This is a genomic window from Lactobacillus intestinalis (genome assembly GCF_024397795.1).
GTDB lineage: Bacteria > Bacillota > Bacilli > Lactobacillales > Lactobacillaceae > Lactobacillus > Lactobacillus intestinalis.
Genome location: NZ_CP072983.1, coordinates 1,569,573 through 1,591,439, shown reverse-complemented (window position 1 = coordinate 1,591,439; position 21,867 = coordinate 1,569,573). Strand labels below are relative to the sequence as shown.

Annotated in this window: 19 protein-coding genes; 12 read left to right on the top strand and 7 right to left on the bottom strand. The window is 36.8% G+C overall.

The annotated features are described in order from the left end of the window. Window positions 1-58: 58 nt before the first annotated feature. The 5 genes from KBW87_RS07540 (at window position 59) to KBW87_RS07520 (ending at window position 7,082) form a co-directional block, all read left to right on the top strand. Entirely contained in the window at window positions 59-2,332 is a 2,274-nt protein-coding gene (locus KBW87_RS07540; protein ID WP_057808940.1) for a glycoside hydrolase family 65 protein, read from the top strand. 50 nt (window positions 2,333-2,382) lie between these two features. Beyond that, window positions 2,383-3,489, top strand: coding sequence for an ABC transporter ATP-binding protein (locus KBW87_RS07535; protein WP_004040240.1), 1,107 nt, complete (start codon window positions 2,383-2,385; stop codon window positions 3,487-3,489). A gap of 86 nt (window positions 3,490-3,575) precedes the next feature. Next, window positions 3,576-4,793 (top strand): extracellular solute-binding protein, encoded by a 1,218-nt coding sequence (locus KBW87_RS07530; protein WP_057808937.1) that lies wholly within the window; start codon window positions 3,576-3,578, stop codon window positions 4,791-4,793. A gap of 69 nt (window positions 4,794-4,862) precedes the next feature. Further along, entirely contained in the window at window positions 4,863-6,221 is a 1,359-nt protein-coding gene (locus KBW87_RS07525) for a carbohydrate ABC transporter permease (RefSeq protein ID WP_057808935.1), read from the top strand. 3 nt (window positions 6,222-6,224) lie between these two features. Next, on the top strand, window positions 6,225-7,082 hold the full coding sequence (locus tag KBW87_RS07520; RefSeq protein ID WP_004040245.1) for a sugar ABC transporter permease: 858 nt from the start codon (window positions 6,225-6,227) through the stop codon (window positions 7,080-7,082). 59 nt (window positions 7,083-7,141) lie between these two features. On the opposite strand, the gene KBW87_RS07515 is transcribed toward KBW87_RS07520, so the two are convergent. Then, on the bottom strand, window positions 7,142-7,762 hold the full coding sequence (locus KBW87_RS07515; protein WP_057808933.1) for a hypothetical protein: 621 nt from the start codon (window positions 7,760-7,762) through the stop codon (window positions 7,142-7,144). Between the two features lie 27 nt (window positions 7,763-7,789). After that, the gene (locus KBW87_RS07510; protein WP_057808931.1) at window positions 7,790-8,410 is read right to left on the bottom strand and encodes a hypothetical protein; all 621 of its coding nucleotides are present in this window, start codon (window positions 8,408-8,410) and stop codon (window positions 7,790-7,792) included. Window positions 8,411-8,528: 118 nt separating this feature from the next. On the opposite strand from KBW87_RS07510, the gene KBW87_RS07505 reads away from it, so the two are divergent. Beyond that, complete coding sequence (locus KBW87_RS07505) at window positions 8,529-9,032, top strand: O-acetyl-ADP-ribose deacetylase (RefSeq protein WP_057808929.1); 504 nt, start codon at window positions 8,529-8,531, stop codon at window positions 9,030-9,032. Window positions 9,033-9,118: 86 nt separating this feature from the next. Then, a complete protein-coding gene (locus KBW87_RS07500) occupies window positions 9,119-10,159 on the top strand; it encodes a hypothetical protein (RefSeq protein ID WP_057808921.1) in 1,041 nt (346 codons plus the stop codon). 33 nt (window positions 10,160-10,192) lie between these two features. Here the strand turns inward: KBW87_RS07500 and KBW87_RS07495 are convergent, their stop codons facing one another. Beyond that, a complete protein-coding gene (locus KBW87_RS07495) occupies window positions 10,193-11,434 on the bottom strand; it encodes an MFS transporter (RefSeq protein ID WP_057808919.1) in 1,242 nt (413 codons plus the stop codon). 145 nt (window positions 11,435-11,579) lie between these two features. On the opposite strand from KBW87_RS07495, the gene KBW87_RS07490 reads away from it, so the two are divergent. After that, the gene (locus KBW87_RS07490) at window positions 11,580-12,560 is read left to right on the top strand and encodes a cytochrome C5 (RefSeq protein WP_157055102.1); all 981 of its coding nucleotides are present in this window, start codon (window positions 11,580-11,582) and stop codon (window positions 12,558-12,560) included. Window positions 12,561-12,618: 58 nt separating this feature from the next. Here the strand turns inward: KBW87_RS07490 and KBW87_RS07485 are convergent, their stop codons facing one another. Beyond that, window positions 12,619-12,978, bottom strand: a complete 360-nt coding sequence (locus tag KBW87_RS07485) for an aggregation-promoting factor C-terminal-like domain-containing protein (RefSeq protein WP_057808918.1) — start codon at window positions 12,976-12,978, stop codon at window positions 12,619-12,621. Window positions 12,979-13,173: 195 nt separating this feature from the next. Between KBW87_RS07485 and KBW87_RS07480 the strand changes: the two genes are divergently transcribed. The 3 genes from KBW87_RS07480 to KBW87_RS07470 all read left to right on the top strand — a co-directional run bounded on the left by KBW87_RS07480 (window position 13,174) and on the right by KBW87_RS07470 (window position 18,680). Then, entirely contained in the window at window positions 13,174-15,705 is a 2,532-nt protein-coding gene (locus KBW87_RS07480) for a M1 family metallopeptidase (RefSeq protein ID WP_057808916.1), read from the top strand. Window positions 15,706-15,865: 160 nt separating this feature from the next. Next, window positions 15,866-17,344 (top strand): peptide MFS transporter, encoded by a 1,479-nt coding sequence (locus KBW87_RS07475; protein WP_057809158.1) that lies wholly within the window; start codon window positions 15,866-15,868, stop codon window positions 17,342-17,344. A gap of 82 nt (window positions 17,345-17,426) precedes the next feature. Then, entirely contained in the window at window positions 17,427-18,680 is a 1,254-nt protein-coding gene (locus tag KBW87_RS07470; protein WP_057808914.1) for a CPBP family intramembrane glutamic endopeptidase, read from the top strand. Window positions 18,681-18,708: 28 nt separating this feature from the next. On the opposite strand, the gene KBW87_RS07465 is transcribed toward KBW87_RS07470, so the two are convergent. Then, window positions 18,709-18,861: a hypothetical protein gene (locus KBW87_RS07465; protein WP_004040283.1), complete on the bottom strand. Its 153-nt coding sequence runs from the start codon at window positions 18,859-18,861 to the stop codon at window positions 18,709-18,711. 146 nt (window positions 18,862-19,007) lie between these two features. Then, window positions 19,008-20,219 carry a L,D-transpeptidase family protein gene (locus KBW87_RS07460; protein WP_057808912.1) on the bottom strand — a complete coding sequence of 404 codons (1,212 nt, stop codon included), beginning with the start codon at window positions 20,217-20,219 and terminating at the stop codon, window positions 19,008-19,010. A gap of 143 nt (window positions 20,220-20,362) precedes the next feature. Here KBW87_RS07460 and KBW87_RS07455 point away from each other — a divergent pair, with 143 nt between their 5' ends. Continuing rightward, window positions 20,363-21,178 (top strand): DUF4931 domain-containing protein, encoded by an 816-nt coding sequence (locus KBW87_RS07455; RefSeq protein WP_057808910.1) that lies wholly within the window; start codon window positions 20,363-20,365, stop codon window positions 21,176-21,178. A gap of 11 nt (window positions 21,179-21,189) precedes the next feature. Here KBW87_RS07455 and KBW87_RS07450 read toward each other — a convergent pair whose 3' ends face one another. Next, on the bottom strand, window positions 21,190-21,828 hold the full coding sequence (locus KBW87_RS07450; RefSeq protein WP_057808908.1) for a hypothetical protein: 639 nt from the start codon (window positions 21,826-21,828) through the stop codon (window positions 21,190-21,192). Between the last annotated feature and the right edge of the window lie 39 nt (window positions 21,829-21,867).

Here is a 21,867-nt window from a genome sequence, read left to right as displayed (position 1 = left end):
AGATCGATAATGAAAGCGTAAACAAATGAGAAACCTGATAGTTTTGGAGAGAGCGAGTATGAAACGAATTTTTGAAGTTGATCCTTGGAGGGTCGAAACACATCAATTCAATCAAGAAGATAAAAGATTGCAAGAAAGTATGACTGCAATCGGAAATGACTACATGGGGATGCGGGGTAACTTTGAAGAAGGCTATTCTGGTGATACTCTCCAGGGTACTTATCTTGCAGGTGTTTGGTTTCCTGACAAAACCCGTGTTGGTTGGTGGAAAAATGGATATCCAAAGTATTTTGGTAAAAGTTTAAATGCACCAAGTTTCATCGGGATTGGAATTACTGTCAATGGAGAAAAACTTGATTTAGCTAAAGTTAAGTTTAGTGATTTTTATTTATCACTCGACATGCATCAGGGGCTTTTGTCAAGAAGCTTCGTATATCATGGTCATGATGTTGACGTTAAGTTTGAATTTGAACGATTCTTACATATCAATTTAAAAGAAGCTGCTTTGATCAAAGTTAAGGCTACTGTTTTAAAGGGACATGCAAAAATTGATTTTGATTCAACTTTAGATGGCACAATCGTTAATGAAGATAGCAATTATGATGAGCACTTTTGGATGTCACTTGGAGAAAATGATTCTGATCGTACTATCCAAGTTAAGACAAAGCCAAATCCTTATAAAGTTCCTCAATTTACAGTTTTGCTTAAAGAAGGATTGCGTCACGATAATGAAAAGATTGAAGGAAGGGTTTCAACTGAAGAAGCTAAATTAAGTGAAAAAGTTTCAGTTGAACTTGAAGAAGGGCAATCTTATGACTTGGAAAAAGATGTCATCGTAGTTACTAGTCGTGACGTTGAAGATGCTAATCAATTAGCTAAGGCTAATGAATTAATGGAGAAGCTTCAAAGTAAGAGTTTTGATGAAAATTTAGCTGACCATACTGCTAGCTGGCAAAAGCGTTGGAGTAAGAGTGATGTAGTTATTGCTGGTGATGACGCTGCTCAACAAGGGATTCGCTTTAATATTTTGCAACTCTTCATGACTTATTATGGTGAAGATAAGCGCTTGAACGTTGGTCCAAAAGGCTTTACTGGAGAAAAGTATGGCGGTGCAACTTATTGGGATACTGAAGCATATATTGTTCCTATGTATTTAAGTGTGACTGATCCAGCTGTAACGCGCGCATTGCTTCAATATCGCCACGATCAACTCGCTGGAGCTTATCATAATGCAGCACAGCAAGGATTAAAAGGTGCTTTGTTCCCAATGGTAACCTTTAACGGAATTGAATGTCATAACGAGTGGGAAATTACTTTTGAAGAAATTCATCGTAACGCCGATATTCCGTTTGCTATTTATCAATATACCAACTATACCGGCGATGAAAGTTATGTCAAAAATGAAGGAATGGACGTTTTAGTTGGAACTGCAAGATTTTGGGCTGATCGAGTACACTTCTCTAAATTGAGAAATAAGTATGTCTTGCATGGAGTAACCGGTCCAAACGAGTACGAAAACAACGTTAATAATAATTGGTTTACTAATACCATGGCGAAATGGCTTTTAGAATACACCCTTGAAAGATTGCCAAAAGCTACTAAAGAAGCCCAGGTTAGAGTGAACGTTTCTGATGAAGAAAAAGCTCACTGGAAAGATATCGCGGACAATATGTACTTGGGTGAAGATAAAAAGCGTGGAATTTTCTTGCAGCAAGATGATTTCCTAGATAAAGATATTCGTCCGGTAAGTACAATTCCTGAAAATGAGCGTCCAATTAATCAACATTGGTCTTGGGATAAGATTTTAAGATCACCATTCATAAAACAAGCTGATGTTTTACAAGGTATTTACTTCTTGAATGATCGTTATACCAAGGAACAAAAGGAGAAGAATTTCGATTTCTATGAACCACTTACAGTTCATGAAAGCTCGCTCTCACCATCGATTCACTCAATCTTAGCAGCCGAACTTGGTAAAAAAGAAAAGGCAGTTGAACTTTATGAAAGAACTGCTCGCTTGGATCTAGATAACTATAACAATGATACAAGTGACGGCTTACACATTACTTCAATGAGTGGATCATGGCTGGCAATTGTTCAAGGCTTTGCGGGGATGCGATATGATCATGATCAATTGAAATTCAATCCATTTATTCCAAAGAACTGGGATCATTACAGTTTCAAGATTAACTATCGTGGTCGATTAATTGAAGTTTATGTAGATCATCAAGAAATCAAGCTTACTTTAATTGAAGGTCAAACAATTGATGTTTGGGTAAAAGGTGAAAAAGTAACACTAAAAAAAGGTGAGAGTAAATGCTTAAAGGCCTAATTTTTGAAGCTGCCTTTGATAAAAGTATAGATAGAAAGTAGGGGGGAAATATGGTTGAGGTTGATTTAAACCATATCTATAAAAAATATCCGGGCAATGATTATTATTCAGTAAATGACTTTGATTTACACATTAAGGATAAGGAGTTCATTGTATTTGTTGGTCCTTCCGGATGTGGTAAATCCACTACCTTGAGAATGATTGCCGGACTTGAAGATATTAGTAAAGGTACTTTGGAAATCGATCATAAAGTGATGAATGATGTTGCACCAAAGGATAGAGATATTGCAATGGTGTTCCAGAACTATGCTCTTTATCCCCATATGTCAATTTATGACAACATGGCCTTTGGGTTGAAACTTCGTCATTACAAAAAAGATGATATTGATAAACGAGTAAAGCATGCCGCAAAAATCCTTGGTTTGGAACAATATCTTGATAAAAAACCAGGCGAATTGTCTGGTGGTCAACGCCAGCGTGTGGCTTTGGGACGAGCAATTGTTAGAGATGCGCCAATCTTCTTGATGGACGAACCTCTTTCCAACCTTGATGCTAAGCTTCGTGTTTCGATGCGCGCAGAAATTGCCAAACTTCATCAAAATCTAGGTACAACTACTATCTATGTAACTCACGATCAAACTGAAGCTATGACGCTTGCAGATAGAGTAGTTGTGATGTCAGTAGGTGAAGTTCAACAGATTGGTACCCCACTTGAAGTTTATAACAAGCCGGTTAACCAATTTGTGGCTGGTTTTATCGGCTCTCCTCAAATGAACTTCTTTAATGTTCATTATAAGAATGGCCGAATCAGTGATGGGAAAGGTTTGAATATTGAAATTCCAGAAGGTAAGGCCAAGATGCTGGAAGAGAAGGGGTATGGAGATAAAGATTTAATCTTTGGAATCCGTCCAGAAGATATTCACTCCGAGCAAGCATTTCTTGAAACTTGGCCAAATGCCGTTGTGGAATCAGAAGTTGTTGTATCTGAACTTCTGGGTGCTACAATCCAGCTTTATCAAAAAGTAGATGGAACAGAATTTGTTGCGATTGTTAATGCTCGTGATTATCACGAACCTGGCGACAAAGTGAAGATGGGATTTGACGTAAATAAGGCACACTTCTTTGACAAAGATACAACAAAGACAATTGTTAATTAATTGTTATTACTAAGCTTACAACCACTTGTAGCAGGTAGCTACAGTTGCTAAGAAATATATAGTTAGATTTTTCAGGAGGAAAAGTCATGAAAATTTGGAAGAAAGTCGCTTTAGGAAGTGCCGCAGTTTTGGCCTCAATGTCACTTGCAGCTTGTTCAAATGGATCATCAAATTCATCGTCAAGCAATAGCAAGAGTGCTAATTTAACTTTATGGGTGGATACTGAACAGGTACCATACTACAAGCAAATTGCAAAGGACTTTACTAAGAAAAATAAGAATATCAAAGTTCGTGTTGTTCAAAGTCCTAATGGTTCAGCTAATGCCAAGACTGATGTAGGTAAGGACCCTTCAAAGGCTGCCGATGTATTTGAAGTTCCTAATGATCAATTAGGTCAAATGGCCGAAGCTGGTTATATTAATCCACTTTCACCATCTGATACGAAAGATATCAAGGCAAACTATGTAAGTGTTGCTTCTAAGGGTGTAACTTGGAAGAACAAGATTTATGCATATCCATATGCTCAACAAGCCCAAACTATTTACTACAATAAATCTAAGCTTTCTGCAAATGATGTAAAAGATTGGAAGACTTTAACTTCAAAGGGAGTTGTAGCTACCGACTTTACTAATGCTTATGTAATGTGGCCAGTAATGTTCTCAGCTGGTACAAAGCTTTATGGTAATAGTGGTGAAGACCTGAAGGGTTCAACCTTTAACTCACAAAACGGTGTTAATGCTTTGAAGTGGTATGCAGCCCAAAAGAAGAACAAGGGCGTAATGCAAACTTCAAATGCTTTGAACCAATTAAAGAAGGGTAATGCTCAAGCTATCTTGGACGGTCCTTGGAACGCAGCTAACATTAAGAAGATTTTAGGTAAGAACTTCGCTGTTGCTAAGTATCCTAAGATCGATGTTGGCGGTAAGAGTGTTCAAATGGAAGCATTCCTTGGTATTGAAGGTTTCGCTGTAAACTCACACACTAAGAATGCAAAGGCTGCTTCAGAACTTGCTGCTTACATCACTAACAAGAAGTCACAACTTATCGCTCATAAAGAAGCTGGTCAAATTCCTGTACTTAAGGCTGCTGTAAACTCAAATGCTGTTAAGAGTGATCCAGTTGCTGAAGCAGTAATTGAAATGGCTAAACCTGGTAACTCAGTATTGCAACCTAAGCTTCCACAAATGGCTACATTCTGGAATGATTCTGCACCATTAATCAGTGGTACTTATGATGGTAAGATCAAGCCAAGTCAATACAAGGCTCAACTTGCTAAATTATCTAAGGCTATTGAAAAGAAATAGTTGATTGCAAAGTGTAAAAGGTTGGTCTAGAAATTGCTCCAACCTTTTAGCTTAAGAAGGGGAGAAATTATGTTTATAAGAAAAAAGCATGTAGCTCCTAAAGCAACTTATCGTGAAGTATGGTCTAAGGGAGACTTTGCTACCAAACTTTCATTTTTCATTATGGGTAGTAATGCTTTAGAAAACAAACAATGGGCAAAAGGATTTGCACTTTTACTTTCAGAAGTTGTTTTCATTATTTGGTTCATCTTTAGTGGTATTTCTACATTAAGTATGCTCGCTACACTTGGAACAAATAAAACCAAGAAAGTCGTCTATGACGCAGCACAAGGTGTGTATGTGACTAAGCAGCCATCAAACTCAGTGTTGATTTTACTGTTCGGTGTCTTAGCCGTAATGCTTTGTATTGCAATTATTTGTTTGTACATTGTCAACTTAAAATCAACTAGACACAACTACATCTTGAAGCGCGATGGTGAACATATTCCAACTAATATGCAAGAGTTAAAGAGCTTGTTTGATAGTAGACTTCATGCTACTTTGATGTTCCTTCCTTTACTTGGAATCTTGTTCTTCACGGTATTGCCAACGATCTTCATGATTTCTATGGCATTTACTAACTATGATCGTCAGCACCCAATTGCCTTTTCTTGGACTGGCTTTCAAGCATTTGGTAATGTGCTTGGCGGTGATTTAGCTGGTACTTTCTTCCCAGTCTTAGGCTGGACTTTGGTTTGGGCAGTGGCTGCTACTGCAACTACTTTCTTCTTTGGAGTTTTGCTTGCGTTGCTTATTGAATCAAAAGGTATTAAGCATAAAAACTTCTGGAGAACAATCTTTGTTATTGTTTGGGCTGTGCCACAATTTGTTTCCTTATTGATGATGGCACAATTCTTAGACTATCAAGGTGCACTTAACAACATCTTGATGAATATTGGATGGATTTCTCATCCAATTCACTTCATTGACAACCAGGCTTCGCCATTGGTTGCTCGAATTACGGTAATCATTGTCAACATGTGGATTGGTATTCCAGTTTCTATGTTAGTTTCAACCGCGATCATTCAAAACTTGCCTCAAGATCAAATTGAAGCTGCTAAGATTGATGGTGCGAATGCTGTACAGATTTTTAGATCAATTACTTTCCCCCAGATTCTATTTGTAATGGCACCATCTCTTATCCAACAATTTATTGGTAACATCAACAACTTCAATGTCATCTTCCTTTTGACGGGTGGTGCACCAATGAATAGTAAATATAACGGTGCTGGATCGACTGACTTATTGGTAACGTGGCTTTATAACTTAACCTTTGGTCAAGAGCAACGATATAATGCCAGTGCTGTATTAGGTATTTTGATCTTTGTGATCAGTGCTGTAGTTTCTCTTGCAGCTTATAGACGTACGAATGCTTTTAAGGAGGGCTAGAAAATGAAGTCTTATAAAAATCAAAGACGGCTCTCACTAATCTTTCGGTATATCTTATTGATTATTTTAGCGATCATCTGGATTTTACCGATTATCTGGATCGTCTTGGCAAGTTTCTCATATAATGATACGGGATTTGTTTCGACATTTTGGCCTGACAAATTTACCCTGCAGAACTATATTGGGATCTTTACGAATCCGCAATATCCCTTTGTTAACTGGATTATCAATACCTTGCTAGTATCCCTTGCATCGATGGTAATCTCAACGTTCTTAACAATTTCGGTTGCTTATGTATTATCAAGATTACGCTTTAAATTTAGAAAGCCGTTCTTACAAATTGCCTTAGTTTTGGGGATGTTCCCAGGATTCATGTCAATGATTGCCTTGTACTACATCTTAAAAGGCTTAAACATGTTAAACCTCTTCGGACTTTTACTTGTTTATGTTGGTGGTGCAGGTCTTGGATTCTATGTCGCTAAAGGATTCTTTGATACTATTCCTCGGGCAATCGATGAAGCTGCAGAAATTGACGGTGCAACTGAATGGCAAGTATTTATTCATATTGGATTGCCATTATCCAAGCCAATGATTGTTTATACTGCCTTGACCGCATTTATTGCTCCATGGACAGACTTCATCTTCTCTGGAATTATCCTTTCTACTTCAGGAAATGCCAAGAATTACACAATTGCTTATGGACTTTACAATATGGTTCACACAGCTAAAGGTAATGCGACGGCATACTTTGCCCAGTTCGTTGCAGGATGTGTGATCATCGCAATTCCAATTACAATCCTCTTTATCTTTATGCAGAAATTCTATGTTAACGGAATTACTGCTGGTGCAGATAAGGGTTAATGCAAAAATTAGATACGAAAAAACACTTTGCTTGTTAGAAGCAGAGTGTTTTTTGATGATTAATGTTCAGATTTATTTTTCTCAAGGTATTGAAGTTTTAGAGTAAGCTCGTTCTTTCCAGAATGATGGAGCAGGATATTAAGGACTAATCTAGCAATTCCATAAACGATAACTATTGCGGAAACAAAAATTGCAAATGCTAGAGAAGAGATCGATGCAAGGATGATTAAAATGGTACTAGTAATGATGGTAATTACTAAAGCAAGAGATACTAGAGTTTTGGTTTGAAAGGGATGATCTTTTAGTAGTTGATCAATCGACATCAGAGAACTAAGTAGTCGTAATGCAAAGTAAATGCCACTGAAGCCACCAGCTAATAGTAAAAAGATGAAGATGTTCTTGAATTGAAAATAAATTAATGAAATTGTTGCAGCTATGGCAATGATGACCATTATTACTGTAATCCACGGAGCGAGCTTTAAATTATGAAGCTTTTGAAATTCTTTTAGCTGATGAAATGCTTGAAAGATGTAGTAGAAAACAGCGAAGTCAACTATCAAATTTAAAAAAAGGGGAAAGTTTAAAAACCATAAAGTTAGAATGGCAAAGCCAGCAATTAGAGGAACGATTGACGAGATGATTTTTAGAAAGTGTTGTGGATTCCAGTGTCGAGAAAACATGTAGATCAGTCCTTTCGTGAAAATATGTTATTTAGATTTTCTATTCTTTTCGGCGAAATTAATCATATATCCCATTTCGTTTCGTCCAAGTTTTTCAGAAAAATGTTCAACCAGTAAATCTGAAATACTGTATAAGATACCTAAAGAGATCACGATAATTGCAAATGGGAGCCATCCTACAATGCTTAGAGTACTCAAAAGAACTGCGGTAGAAAGAGTTGTTATGAAAGCTATCCACAAAAAATCATTAACTCTAAATATGTAATTAGATATAAACTGATATAGGATTAGTAAGTCATTCGTTAAACCATATGTAAAATATACTCCTGTATATCCTCCAGCTAAATAAAGAAAAACCGTTATATCTCTACTTTCAAAGTAAATTAATAAGGCAAATTCAATAATGCCAACTAATACTAATAATATTTGTTGCCATGGTTGAAATGTGAAATTATCGAATTTTTGAAATATGTTCAAGTGATTAAAGATTTGAAACAAATAATATAGGGTAGCAACATACACAACCATTTTAATAAAGAGGGGCATATTGAAGAGCCATAAAAGTAAAACTGTAAAACCAAAAATTAACAATCCTAATGAAGACACTGCTTCTAGAACGCGGTGTGTTTTACGATGTCGATAGAACATTTTAATCACTCCTTTAAAAACTAATTTTTCTATAATGTTAATACAATAAAAAATAAAAGCAATACTATTTTATTTTAGTGGTAATATAGAATTACAAACGGAATACGAGGTAATCAAGATGCAAAAAATAAACATAACACAGAGTGACATTACCAAGATGGCCGCTGATGCAATCGTCAATGCTGCCAATAATTCTCTTTTAGGAGGAGCGGGCGTCGATGGCGCTATTCATAAAGCAGCTGGTCCTAAACTTCTAGAAGAGTGCATGACTTTGAACGGATGCAAAACGGGCCACGCGAAAATAACTAAAGGTTACAATTTACCTGCTAAGCATGTGATTCATACAGTTGGTCCGATTTATTCGGGAACCGACTTAGATAAACAGCTTCTGGCAATGTGCTACGAGAATTCGCTCAATGTAGCTAAGGAAAACAACTTACATAGTATAGTCTTTCCAGCGATTTCAACGGGAGTGTATGGATATCCAGCACAAGAAGCTAGTGAGATTGCATTTAGCACAGTTAAGAAATGGTTGAAGAAGCATCCCGATTACGACATGGAAGTGACTATGTGTGCTTTTGATCAAGGGATGTATGATCTTTATCGAAAATTGAATGCATAGAAAAATCCACAACTATTTGAATTAGTAGTTGTGGATTTTTGATTGATTAAATTATAATAATTGCCAATAGTGAGGTGACTTAAGAAGTGACAACTTTACATATTATTACTGTTTCAGGTCAAGATGTGTACTACATTGGGGAAATCGTTAGCGAGAAAGAAAATTGGTTGTGTATTAAAGCAATTGATGAAAACGATCGCTTTAGTGGAATTCATATTTTTAGAAGAGACTGTATTCAAATTCTCTCTACAGGAGCGTCCATAAATTATTACAATGCTTTAGATAAAGCGAATGCACTAAAAACTTTACTTCCTCAAACTGATCTTAATTCTGAATTTTTCTCTTGGAGATGGGATTTGATTAACGAATTATTTCAGATTATTCTTGAAAAAGAAATTTATGTTAGCTTGGAATTAACTAATGGTGAGTATTATTCGGGAAAAATAATTTACGTAACTCCTACTGATTTAAGAATGCAGGAATTATCATATTTGAAACTAGAAAAGCAAGCGATTACACTTCCTATCAAAAATATTGTATCTATCTCGGTAACGGAATTTCCAAATTACTTGGCAAAAAAATGGAATGAAGAAACAAATAACTTTTTGTATCATCAAAATTTGGTAAATATTTATTTGGATTATTATGATGATACCCGAGAAAATTTGATAATTGGAGAAATTATTCAAGAAAATAACGAGAAAATATTATTAGGAGCAATTGATGGATTAGGAATTTTAGATTCACTTACCGTAATAGAGAAGCGGTTTATTCGTCAAATTAATAGTCAAAATTTGAAATATGAAAATTTCATTGTTTATGAAAGTAAGAAAAATGGATATTTTGATCTATATCAGCTTCTGAGTACTACTGTAGAAATTTTGGATTTTTCAACAATTATTAAAGGAATGCAAATAAATCAAGTTTTTTCAGTTAACGGTTATTATTTTGATAATCAAAATGTAGGAATATTAAAAAAAGCAAATAATAGGAATTTCAAAATTCAAAATTTTGATAATTATCAATTAGGTAATGAAAGTGAATTTGAGTATCAGGATTTAGTAAGTGTAGATTTGGTGAGTTCACAAATTAAGAATTATAATCTTTGGTTTAATAAGCAACGGTAGTAAAAAACATCCCTATTTTTTAAGGGATGTTTTTTATTCTTGATAACTTTTGCCCCAAGCAAAAATGAGGACAAGCAGGAAGTTAAGCAATAAAGTAAAGCCGGTTACCCAGAAGACGGTAGAGTAGCTTGATAACCCTGAAATGGTTGATCCCATCAAAGATCCCAAGACTGCCCCAATTGCTTGGAAAGACTGGTTATATGAGAAAATTCGGCCGAAACTTTCACTTGGTGTGCTTAAAGTGAGCACAGTCTGCGCAGCTGGCAGCATCCCCGCACTGGCAATTCCCAATAAGAATCTTAATCCTGCCAAGACCCAAGGATTATTAGTCAAAGCCATCGGGATAAAGAGCACGAAGCCAACGATCAAACCGATTCTCAATACCTTAAGTGGTCCAATTTCATCCATTTTATGACCAATTTTTGAAGCAGCGATCAAAGTTCCCAGCCCCGGTGTTGCAGCTACGATACCAGCCACTAAAGCGACATCTCTACTATGAGGCATCATCGATTTTACATATAATGAAACAATTGGGTCGATTGACATGGTTGAAGATTGCACAAGCATAGTAGTGATGAACATAACTACGATCAATTTTACACTTGGCAAACTTTTCATGATTTCTTTCATTGGTTTCATCTTTTCGCGAGAAATTGGCGTGAAGTCTTCATGAACAAAGAATGTCGTGCCTAAAAAGACTAAAAACATTAAAACCCCAGTAATAAAGAATGGAATTCGGTATCCCCATGCGCCACCGAATAAATTGCCAAAGAAACTAGAGAGCGCACCACCAAGTAATGGTCCTACCAAGTTGCCGGCAGTTCCGGCGGTCATCATCTGACTCATTACCCATCCGCTGCGCTCATGGGGAGTTTCTCCAGCCATTAATGCAGTAGCGTTATTGATATATCCCGAAAAAGCACCCTGAATAAAACGCATAACCACGATATAAATGGCATTTGGTGCTAGTCCAGTCAAAGTAATCGTTAGCGCCATAACACCGGAAGCTCGCATACACATGAGTTTGCGACCTTTTCTATCGGCTAAATTTCCCCAATATGGTGAAACTATTGCCTGGGCAATAAAAGTCATCGCAAATGCCAATCCTGAATAGAGGTTGATTTGCAGTTTGCTATAATTTCCTAAATCTGAGATAAACAATGAAATAAATGGCATCGTCATCGAATATCCCATTCCAGTAATAAAACAGCCTAACCAAAGTGTGTAGAACGCTTTGTGCCAACCTTTTGGTAAATTTGTTTTATCCTTTTGCAAAAAATCATTTCCTTTAAATTGAAATCAGTGTTTGAATCCTATTGTAGCACACAGAATTTCTAAAAATTTTTCAAGAAAAGTGAGAAAGTGCACAAGATTATTTCAAAACATGGTAGGATAGTAGAGCAAGAAGGGAGTGTGTCACATGGCACATATGTCACGACGCGAGTATCGCATGAAGCATAACCATAACTCTCAAAGTGCGATGCAATCAAAAACTAAATATGAAAATGCAAAATCTAAAAATATCAATCAGTTTCGAAAATCAAGAGGGCTAAGTACCAACAATATTTCTATTGATACTAGTTCGGCGACGCAAGCAAATGAGCAACATTTAAAGCTGAACTTTTGGAATATCTTTGCGGATCGGCCCTATATTTCAGTTGCTGTAATCGTAGTGGCGATCTTTTTGATTATGGCTAAACTCTGGTGGGGACTTTTAATTTTAATGGCCATCGTTGGAATTGGGATCTTTGTGATTGGGCACAGTCACCATCCTAATCAAGTCTTGAGTTTAGAATTTAAGATGAAGGCGTCTCGAAAATTGAGCATGCTTAGGGCTATTCAGTTTGGATGTTCAATTTTGATGTTTTTAGCTACCTATATGAAGCAGGTTGTTTCTGTAAACTTTTCTTCTGCTGGCTCAACAGATAGTTTTAATGTGATTACTAATATTCTTTCTAATCGAGGAGGAAGTTATGGTCAACAAGGGACCTATTTTTTGAACCTGTTGAATACTTTTAGTGGAGGACAACTCTGGAGTTCATATCGCTATGCGACAAATAGTGCGCAAATGATGAATTCGCCATCAGGTAGATGGATCGTGATGTGGGTTTTACTATTAATGATTGCGCCAGCCTTTTGTGTATTGGCTCAATTTTTCAAAGAGCCCTATTCACGCAATGCTAGTTTGGTAGCAGCCATTATTTCTACAATCAGTTTCATTTTGACGCCGATAGTCATGCGTCGATGGATTGTTGGGTATGCCGTTGAAAATCAGATGGATGCTCAAGCGGCAAATAGTGCCATTACAGTGGGACCAATGGCCTATGTAGCGATTGCATGTAGTTTGATCGTTTTAGTTATTGCGACATATCGCTTCATTAAAAAAGATAATTTTGAATAAAGAAAAACAGCCTAGTCAATTTGACTAGACTGTTTTTTAAATGGGAATAAATAATGCATTAATACCAGTGATGAGTTAACCAAAACTTTTTAGCATTTACCCATGAACCATAACGACCGTAAACATAGTTATCAGCAGTTCTTTCTTGATTCTTCTTTGAGTAGTCACCGTGAAGGTAACCAATGTTTAATTGATATCTACCGTAACAAACACCATTTCTAGCAGTGTAGCTACCGCCAGATTCACGCATTGCGATCCAGTGCTTAGCAGCCTTTTCCTTCTTTGATAACTTGATGGCAGCTTGAGCTGTTTGAGAAGTTGAAGTGTTAGCATTGAAAGCTTGAACTGTAACAACAGTTGCTAAGACAAGTGCTAAAGCTGCAAATAATTTTACTAAAGTAGATTTAACGTTTTTCATGTAATTTATTCATTCCCTATAAACTTAATTAATTCTTAATGACTATGCTTTTATAGTACAGGTCAAATATGACAGCAATGTTACAAAACGACCACGCAACTCTTACAATCCCTCAAAAATCGCCTTTTTAATGTAACACTTCCCCTTTTTTGATAAAATTGAATAAATTAGTTCCGTATAATAGGAGGTATTTTAATGGCAGTAAAACGTTTTTACGAAACTTTCCACCCAGAACATTATGATCTTTTCATTGATGTCAACCGGGCAGATAAAACAATCAGTGGTACTTCAACCATTACTGGTGAAGCGCAAGATGACACAATTTTCATCAATCAAAAGTATATGAAGATTTCTGCAGTTCGTGCCGACGGCAAGGATGTGGATTTCACAGTAAATGATAAAGATGAAGCAATTAAGATCGATTTGGGCAGAACTGGTGAAACAACAATCGCAATTGATTATAGTGCACCTTTAACTGATTCCATGATGGGTATTTATCCTTCATATTACGAACTTAACGGCGAAAAGAAACAAATTATTGGTACTCAATTTGAAACTACTTTTGCTCGTCAAGCTTTCCCATGTGTGGATGAACCTGAAGCTAAGGCTACCTTTACCTTGTCACTTAAGTGGGATGAAAAGCCCGATGAAATCGCTCTTGGTAACATGCCAGAAACTAGCGTAGAAAATGGCGTTCACCACTTTGAAGAAACTGTACGTATGTCAACTTACCTTGTTGCTTTTGCCTTTGGTGAACTTCAATCTAAGATCGCTGAAACTAAAGGTGGCATTAAGGTCGGTGTCTTTGCTACTAAAGCTCACAAGCCAAAGGAACTCGACTTTGCTTTAGACATTGCTACGCGTGCAATTGACTTTTATGAAAAATTCTACGAAACTCCATATCCATTGCCACACTCATGGCAATTGGCTCTTCCAGACTTCAGTGCTGGCGCCATGGAAAACTGGGGACTGATCACTTACCGTGAAGCATACTTGCTTTTAGACCCAGACAACACTTCACTTGAAATGAAGAAATTAGTTGCTACAGTTATTACTCACGAACTTGCTCACCAATGGTTCGGTGACTTGGTAACTATGAAGTGGTGGGACAATTTATGGCTTAACGAAAGTTTTGCCAACATGATGGAATATTTGTCAGTTGATAACTTAGAACCAGACTGGCACATTTGGGAAATGTTCCAAACTAGTGAAGCTCCTGCAGCTCTTCAAAGAGATGCTACTGATGGAGTTCAATCAGTTCACGTTCAAGTTAATGATCCAGCTGAAATTGACGCTTTGTTTGACTCAGCTATTGTTTACGCTAAGGGTTCAAGAATGCTGGTGATGGTTCGTTCACTCTTGGGCGATGAAGCACTTAGAAAAGGCCTTAAGTACTACTTTGACCACCACAAGTTTGGTAATGCAACTGGTGATGATTTATGGAATGCTCTTTCAACTGCAACTGATTTAAATATTGGTGAAATCATGCACTCATGGCTTGAACAACCAGGTTACCCAGTTGTAACTGCTAAGATTAATAATGATGGTCACCTTGTTTTAAGTCAAAAGCAATTCTTTATCGGTGATGGTGAAGACAAGGGAAGAACTTGGCAAATTCCATTGAATGCCAACTTTGATGCACCAACTATTGTGGCTGAAAAAGAAATTGACTTAGGCGACTACAAGAAGCTCCGCGAAGAAGCAGGTCATCCACTTAGAATTAATGTTGGTAACAACTCACACTTTATCGTTAACTACGATAAGACTTTACTTAACGACATTTTGGCTGATGCAGACAATCTTGATTCAATTACTAAACTTCAATTATTGCAAGACTTGCGTTTGCTCGCAGAAGGCAATGTTGTTTCATATGCTGACTTGGTACCACTTTTGGTTAAATTTGCTGATTCTAAGTCAAGTTTGGTCATCAACGCTTTGTACACTACTGCAGCTAAGCTTCGTCAATTTGTAAAGCCTGGTTCAGCTGATGAAGAAAACTTGAAGCAATTCTATAATGATCTTTCCATTAAGCAAGTTGAACGCTTAGGTTGGATTCCTAAGAAGGGCGAAAGTGATGAAGATGCTCAAATTCGTCCATATGAATTGAGCGCAAGCATTTATGCTGGTAACGCAGAATCTATTAAGACTGCCCATAAGTTATATGAAGAAAATAGTGATAACTTAGAAGCTCTTAACGCGGATGTACGTCCATACGTTTTAATCAGTGAAGTAAAGAACTTCGGTAGTCACAACTTGATGGCTAAGCTTATCAGTGAATACAAGAAGACCAACGATGCTTCTTACAAGGCTGATATTCGTGCGGCTGCAACTTCAACCATTGATATTGCTGAAATTCACAAGATTGTTAGCTACTTTGAAGATGCGGATGTAATTAAGCCTCAAGACCTTCGTGGTTGGTACCGTGGTGTGCTTGCTAACAGTCATGGTCAACAAGCTGCTTGGGACTGGATTAGAGAAGATTGGAGCTGGCTTGAAAAGACTGTCGGCGGTGATATGGAATTTGCGACATTTATCACTGTCACTGCAGCAATCTTCCACACCCCAGAAAGACTTAAGGAATTTAAGGCTTTCTTCACTCCAAAAATCAACACTCCAGGTCTTACTCGTGAAATCAAGATGGACACTAAGGTGATTGAATCTAAGGTAGACATGATTGCAAGAGAAAAGGACGCTGTTAATGGCACAATCAAGGTTGCAATTGACTAAATTTGAATAAATATTAAAAAGTATTGGAAAATTCTCCGATGCTTTTTTCTATATAAAAATACCTTATCTTGACTAAAAACAAACTTTTAGTATAAAATTAACCTTTAAACTCAGAGAATACCTAATTAGGGGGGTTTTTTGTTTAGTGAGTGAAAAAAATATGGATACGGCTTTCTTTGGTCAGCCGAGAGGACTTTCTACATTATTCTTCACTGAAATGTGGGAAAGATTTAGTTACTACGGTATGCGAGCAATCCTGCTCTTCTACATGTACTATGCGGTAACTAAGGGCGGACTTGGCATGGACCAGACTACAGCAGCGTCTGTGATGTCCATTTATGGTTCATTGGTATATTTATCCAGTGTAGCTGGTGGATGGCTCTCAGATAGAGTATGGGGGCCTAGACGAACTGTGTTTATTGGTGGTGTCTTAATTATGTTAGGACATATTGTTTTGGCACTTCCAATGGGAATTGGAGCATTATATGTTTCTATTGCTTTAATTGTAGCCGGTACAGGTTTATTGAAGCCTAACGTTTCTGATATGGTTGGTGGTCTTTATTCAGAAGATGACCGTAGACGAGATGCTGGGTTCAGTATGTTTGTTTTTGGTATCAATTTAGGTTCCGCTATTGCACCATGGGCAGTTCCATGGGCTAGTGAAGGTTTTGGACTTCATTTATTTGGTGACCATTTTAATTTCCATGCAGGATTTTCTTTGGCTGCTGTAGGTATGTTCCTTGGACTTCTTCAATATTACTATGGTGGTAAGAAGTACTTGCCTCAAACGGGTCTAGAACCAACTGATCCAATTAAGAAGAAAGATTTAAATAAAATTATGGGCCGTGTAGGCCTGGGCGTCTTGGCATTAGTGATTGTGATTGCTATTATGGCCATGGTTGGTCAATTGAATATTGACAATATCATTACTTTGATCACTATTTTGGCAATTGCGATTCCTGTTTACTACTTCGTTTTGATGCTTCGCAGCCCAAAGGTAAGCAAGGTTGAACGTTCTCGCGTTTGGGCTTATATTCCTTTGTTCATTGCGGCAGCTATTTTCTGGGGAATAGAAGAATCAGGTTCTGTTGTTTTAGCACTTTTTGCAGAACAAAGAACTGTCCTTCACATTGGTGGTTGGCACTTTGCTGCTGCTAACTTCCAGACTTTAAACCCAGTCTTCATTATGATTTTGACGCCTTTCTTTGTATGGCTTTGGGAAAACTGGAAGAATCAACCAAGTGCACCAAGTAAGTTTGCAGCTGGGTTGGTCTTTGCAGGATTATCTTATGTCTGGATGGCTCTTCCTGGTACTTTGTACGGAACTAGTGGCCGTGTAAGTCCATTCTGGCTGGTAGGTTCATGGTTCATTGTTGAAATTGCGGAAATGTTAATTTCACCAATCGGACTTTCAGTAACTACTAAGCTTGCCCCAAAGGCATTCAAGTCACAAATGGTGAGTATGTGGTTCTTGGCTGACGCTACGGGACAAGCTGTTAACTCACAGATCGTTAAATACTACTCGAGTGCAACTGAAGTACCATACTTCTTAGCAATTGGGATTGTAAGTGTATTTGTCGGAATTGTGATGTTCTTCTTTAGTAAGAAAATTCACAGCCTAATGGCTGGTGTAAATTAAAATTATAAAATGAGCAAGCATGCTATTGTGTGTTTGCTCGTTTTTTTGTATATTGGCAAAAACAGAAAATAGGGGAATAAGAATGAAACGATGTTTGCAAATTCAAATTGCGGGTTCAGGTCTTTTGTGTATGTTTTTGCTAGGGATGCAGATTCGAACGGGAATTTTAAATCCTGTGAAGAGTGGGATTATCATTAGTACTTTGATGATAGCACTGATTTTATTGCAGTTAAGAGCTAAGAATAAATACTTTTTTAATATAAGTCAGATTATTAATGTATTGTTTCTGCCCTATGACTTGGCAATGACGTATTTGGCTTTCTTTCAACTGCTCTTTAAATCTTTTCCGCAAATAACTAATTTGATTGGAATATTAAGAATTGTGGGATTTGCTTTTGTGCTAGTTCCTGTAACCGTTGTGAGTTATGGAAAACTTCGATATTGGTTGAGCAGGTTGATTAACATTGAGATGGTAGTTTTTACCTTTTTGATATTTGATGATTATCCGTTGATTTCTCCCAACTCATTTTTACGAAATTTTGAATATAGCGGATTAGTTTGTGCCCTTTCCTTTATAGTTTTTCTGTATTTAGTCTTGAAGGGATGGGGATTAAAATTATGGATTAACATTAGACAAAAATGGACGAGAGTATTTACCTTTACTACGATTGGATTAATCGCTTTTGGCATTTGGTATGACTTTTTTGCTGCTTTCATTCAGATTGCGGATAATTTTTCTGAAGCGATTTGGAATTGGAATTTTAGTCTATTGAATCCAAATCAATCCTTGTTTTTCCCGGGAAATCCTTCTCTTGTATATTTTGCTACACTTGATGCAGGCATTTTTGAAGAATTAGAACGGTATGCCATTTTAGTAGTTTTAGCTGGTACTTTAAAAAATAAAAAGTTTCGTGCGCAAGGAATGGTGTTAATCAGTGCATTGATTTTTAGTTTGAGTCATTATCCAAATATGATTTCTGAACATAAGGATTTTATAACTACTTCCTATCAAGTAATGGATGTGTTTGCTATTGGGTGCCTTTTGGCAATTATCTATCTATATACGGGAAAGCTGTGGCTAGCAATGATTGTTCATGGTGTGTGGGATTTCTTAGTGTTTGCGATGATTCCCGCGACAATGGATATCGCGAGTTTCTTAGATTTATATGTGCCAAGTGGAATATTAGTGCCAGTGGTTATTAATGCTGTAGGAATTCCAGTAATAATTTTCATGTTGAGTGGAAAGAGGTTGAGTCATATTGAAAAGAATATTTATACACTCCTGAAACCTACTAAATCCGTTATGGTCGTAAATAAAATTATCCCCCAAAATTAAAAAGCTGCCCCGTAGAGGGCAACCTTTTTTAGTGATGAAAAATCCCAACACCCAGCAAGATAATACCAAGCACTAAGAAGATAATGGCTAAATACTTCTGCCACGCGTTTTCTACGCTTTCTCTAGCTTTCAAAGCTGAAATTGCGGCAACAATTATACAAAGAACTCCAATTGTAATCATAATGTTTCCTCTTTTACATACTTTCTCTAGAAAAAGTATATCATTTATGCCAATTACTATATGGGAAATTTGTATTGAATTTAGACGTCAGATGTTTATGTAAAGCCAAAAAATAAGACCTCTATTGGAGGTCTTATTTAGTATTTCTAGTTGTAAATAATAACAGGCATATCCTTAGTTACGTTGCTCCAAACGCTGTGAATTTCGCTAGGGCGAATGTTAACACAGCCATGGGAACCACCATTTAAGTAGGCAGTCTTGCTCCAGTCGTTTCTCCAGCTGGCGTCATGGAATCCACATCCACTAAGTGTAAATGGCATCCAGTATTGAACTGGGGATGCATATTTGGAACCATCATCATTGTAACCACGAAGAGTACTTGGTGATTCCTTGTACATTACATACCACACACCACTTGGGGTTTGGTTACCTTTACCACCATTTAAAGTACCAGTTACAACATCATTTAAGTGGACAACAACCTTATTGTTGTTAACGATCCATAATTCCTGATTCTTAATGGAAACAACAGCATAGTGCTTACCAATACCGTGATTAGATTTACCATAACCATGAGCATAAGTACTAAAACCTTCACCGTAAATGTAATCACTACCGTCAATTGATTTAGTGCCTTTCATAAAGGCATCTTCTACAGCTGCACGAGCTTTTTTAATATAAACTCCCCAGCCGTAGCTTTCGTTTTTAACGGTAATAGTGCGACCATTGACTTTATTGCCGCTTGGAACGGTAAACTTATAACTCTTGTGAAGAGTTGAAACTTCCTTGTCGATATCTTTTAGCTTATCAGTTAACTTATCAACATTTTGGAAGTCATACTTTCCATCCTTATAACTAGCTTCATCAATTAAATCTTTAGCTTTTAAATCATACTTCTTGCCTGCGATGTTGTAAGTAACGCTAGACTTATAAATTTGATTCAAACGTTTTTTGGCTTGATCAAATTCTTTGGAAGTATAATTGTAATTGGCCTTATTTGGTACATCAGTGTGTTGCTTAGCAAAATACTTTTGTACTGTCGCCTGATCAATGGTAGTAATCTGTGGATCACGTTCAGTCACGACTTTGTCATTCTTTAAATGAACCACATTGTCGGCTTTTTGATTGATCTTGTCAGTTGCTTTCTTAACAGTTAAATTACCAACTTTAACTCCATAAATGGATACGTTGGGGTTGAAGTGAGTAGTTGCAAACTTGCGCGCCTTAGCTTCAGCTTGTACGTGTTGATTATGAATCGCAAAACCAGCGACAACTCCAACGATGATTACGACAGCCGCAATAATCAAATAGAGACTATTACGCTTGGAGCGTTTTCTTAAATTTTCTCTTGATTGCATGAATTTTTACACCTACTATAATTAAAGTTATGCTTTCGAATATGCGTTTGCTTCAGCATAGTTTACCATCTATTTTTATTTTGGTAAAGCGAACATGGTTTTATAACATATAAAATTAAGATATTCAAAGAAAAGGTGAAAATATGACTAATAATGATCCGCTTGTATTTGAATTAGCAGTGGCAAAAGATAAGCCACAATCATATCGTAAATTCCACTCTCATCAAAAAAATATTTGTCCATTTTGTGATGTTGATCATCTTACTGATGTCTATAAACGTGATGGAGATCTAATCTGGCTTCATAATAAATATCCTACTTTACGTGATACTACGCAGACGGTTTTAATTGAATCTCATGCCCACCATGGCGATATTTCCACTTATACTAAGGAGCATAATCGCAAGATGATCAAATTCGCCTTGGAATGTGCTGAAGAAATGGTGAATACCAAAAAGTATAAAACGGTTCTTTGGTACAAAAATTTTGGACCAAATTCTGGGGGATCATTAATTCATCCCCATATGCAAATTGTAGGCCTTAATCATGAAAATGGCTACAAGTATATTCATTCTAATAATTTTGAAGGTGTGACTGTTTTTGAAAATAAAGACATTGAAGTCAACGTGGCTCAACATCCAATCCAAGGATACACAGAACTTAATATTAATTTATTGACGCGAAATAACATTGATTTATGGGCAGATTGGATTCAAAGCGGCACCAAATACATGCTTAATGTCATGTATAACGGCAGATGTGATTCTTACAATTTGTTCTTTTATTCACGCCTGGATGGTGGAATTTGTGCCAAGCTTATCACTCGCTTTAATGCGTCACCATATTTTGTTGGCTATAAACTTTCCCAAGTTAATGATGAAGCTACTTTGAATATGGAGGCCAAAAGATTTAGAGAGTTTTTTGATAATGGTTCTCAAGTAAAAAAGCATGCTAATTAGCATGCTTTGGTTTAGAATTTGGTTTCTGCAATGTCATCTTCTGGACGATGAGCTTGGATGCGTAACACTTGCCATTCAAAATCATCTTCAGGTTGAGTTAGCGCGATTGATAAGTCATTATCTTCAAACCCAAATTTTAAATCAGTACGATTTTGAATCCATTCAACACGATTTGGCTCTTGGCTTAAGCCAGAAACAGTGATCTTTTCTGGAAGTGGACTCTTTAAAAAGACGTACTTTTGGTAGACGGCATGGCGATTTTGTAAAACGAAACCATCTTGGTCCACAGTTAATTCTGAAATTTCACTTTCATTGAAAGCATGGCCAAACATGTGCATCCACTTGTTGATAACTTCTAGCATTTCTTCATCTTTAGGTGAAATTTTACCATCTTGAAGATGAATGTTGATCACCGTTGACTTGCCGTTTTTACGATTTTGAACTAAAGCGTCGATCACATCATCAGCAGATAAATCTACTCCATCTTGATTGACTAATTTAATGGTGTATTTATCAGCTGCTTTTTGTAAAATATCGCTACCACTAATTGCGCGCACACCGATATCACGCGCTTTTTTAACTAAGGCATCAGCGTTTACGTTATCAGTATTTAGTTTGAAATTTAAGACAATTGCAAAATCAGGATTCATATAAATTCCCCTTTCTCAAATACTTACTCATTGTAACCG

What these genes read in the sequence shown, in the direction of transcription:
- KBW87_RS07490 (WP_157055102.1), top strand. Translation starts at nt 11,580, where the DNA reads ATGGCACATATGTCACGACGCGAGTATCGCATGAAGCATAACCATAAC.
- KBW87_RS07475 (WP_057809158.1), top strand. Translation starts at nt 15,866, where the DNA reads ATGGATACGGCTTTCTTTGGTCAGCCGAGAGGACTTTCTACATTATTC.
- KBW87_RS07485 (WP_057808918.1), bottom strand. Translation starts at nt 12,978, where the DNA reads ATGAAAAACGTTAAATCTACTTTAGTAAAATTATTTGCAGCTTTAGCA.
- KBW87_RS07535 (WP_004040240.1), top strand. Translation starts at nt 2,383, where the DNA reads ATGGTTGAGGTTGATTTAAACCATATCTATAAAAAATATCCGGGCAAT.
- KBW87_RS07460 (WP_057808912.1), bottom strand. Translation starts at nt 20,219, where the DNA reads ATGCAATCAAGAGAAAATTTAAGAAAACGCTCCAAGCGTAATAGTCTC.
- KBW87_RS07520 (WP_004040245.1), top strand. Translation starts at nt 6,225, where the DNA reads ATGAAGTCTTATAAAAATCAAAGACGGCTCTCACTAATCTTTCGGTAT.
- KBW87_RS07480 (WP_057808916.1), top strand. Translation starts at nt 13,174, where the DNA reads ATGGCAGTAAAACGTTTTTACGAAACTTTCCACCCAGAACATTATGAT.
- KBW87_RS07540 (WP_057808940.1), top strand. Translation starts at nt 59, where the DNA reads ATGAAACGAATTTTTGAAGTTGATCCTTGGAGGGTCGAAACACATCAA.
- KBW87_RS07530 (WP_057808937.1), top strand. Translation starts at nt 3,576, where the DNA reads ATGAAAATTTGGAAGAAAGTCGCTTTAGGAAGTGCCGCAGTTTTGGCC.
- KBW87_RS07525 (WP_057808935.1), top strand. Translation starts at nt 4,863, where the DNA reads ATGTTTATAAGAAAAAAGCATGTAGCTCCTAAAGCAACTTATCGTGAA.
- KBW87_RS07470 (WP_057808914.1), top strand. Translation starts at nt 17,427, where the DNA reads ATGAAACGATGTTTGCAAATTCAAATTGCGGGTTCAGGTCTTTTGTGT.
- KBW87_RS07505 (WP_057808929.1), top strand. Translation starts at nt 8,529, where the DNA reads ATGCAAAAAATAAACATAACACAGAGTGACATTACCAAGATGGCCGCT.
- KBW87_RS07465 (WP_004040283.1), bottom strand. Translation starts at nt 18,861, where the DNA reads ATGATTACAATTGGAGTTCTTTGTATAATTGTTGCCGCAATTTCAGCT.
- KBW87_RS07450 (WP_057808908.1), bottom strand. Translation starts at nt 21,828, where the DNA reads ATGAATCCTGATTTTGCAATTGTCTTAAATTTCAAACTAAATACTGAT.
- KBW87_RS07455 (WP_057808910.1), top strand. Translation starts at nt 20,363, where the DNA reads ATGACTAATAATGATCCGCTTGTATTTGAATTAGCAGTGGCAAAAGAT.
- KBW87_RS07510 (WP_057808931.1), bottom strand. Translation starts at nt 8,410, where the DNA reads ATGTTCTATCGACATCGTAAAACACACCGCGTTCTAGAAGCAGTGTCT.
- KBW87_RS07515 (WP_057808933.1), bottom strand. Translation starts at nt 7,762, where the DNA reads ATGTTTTCTCGACACTGGAATCCACAACACTTTCTAAAAATCATCTCG.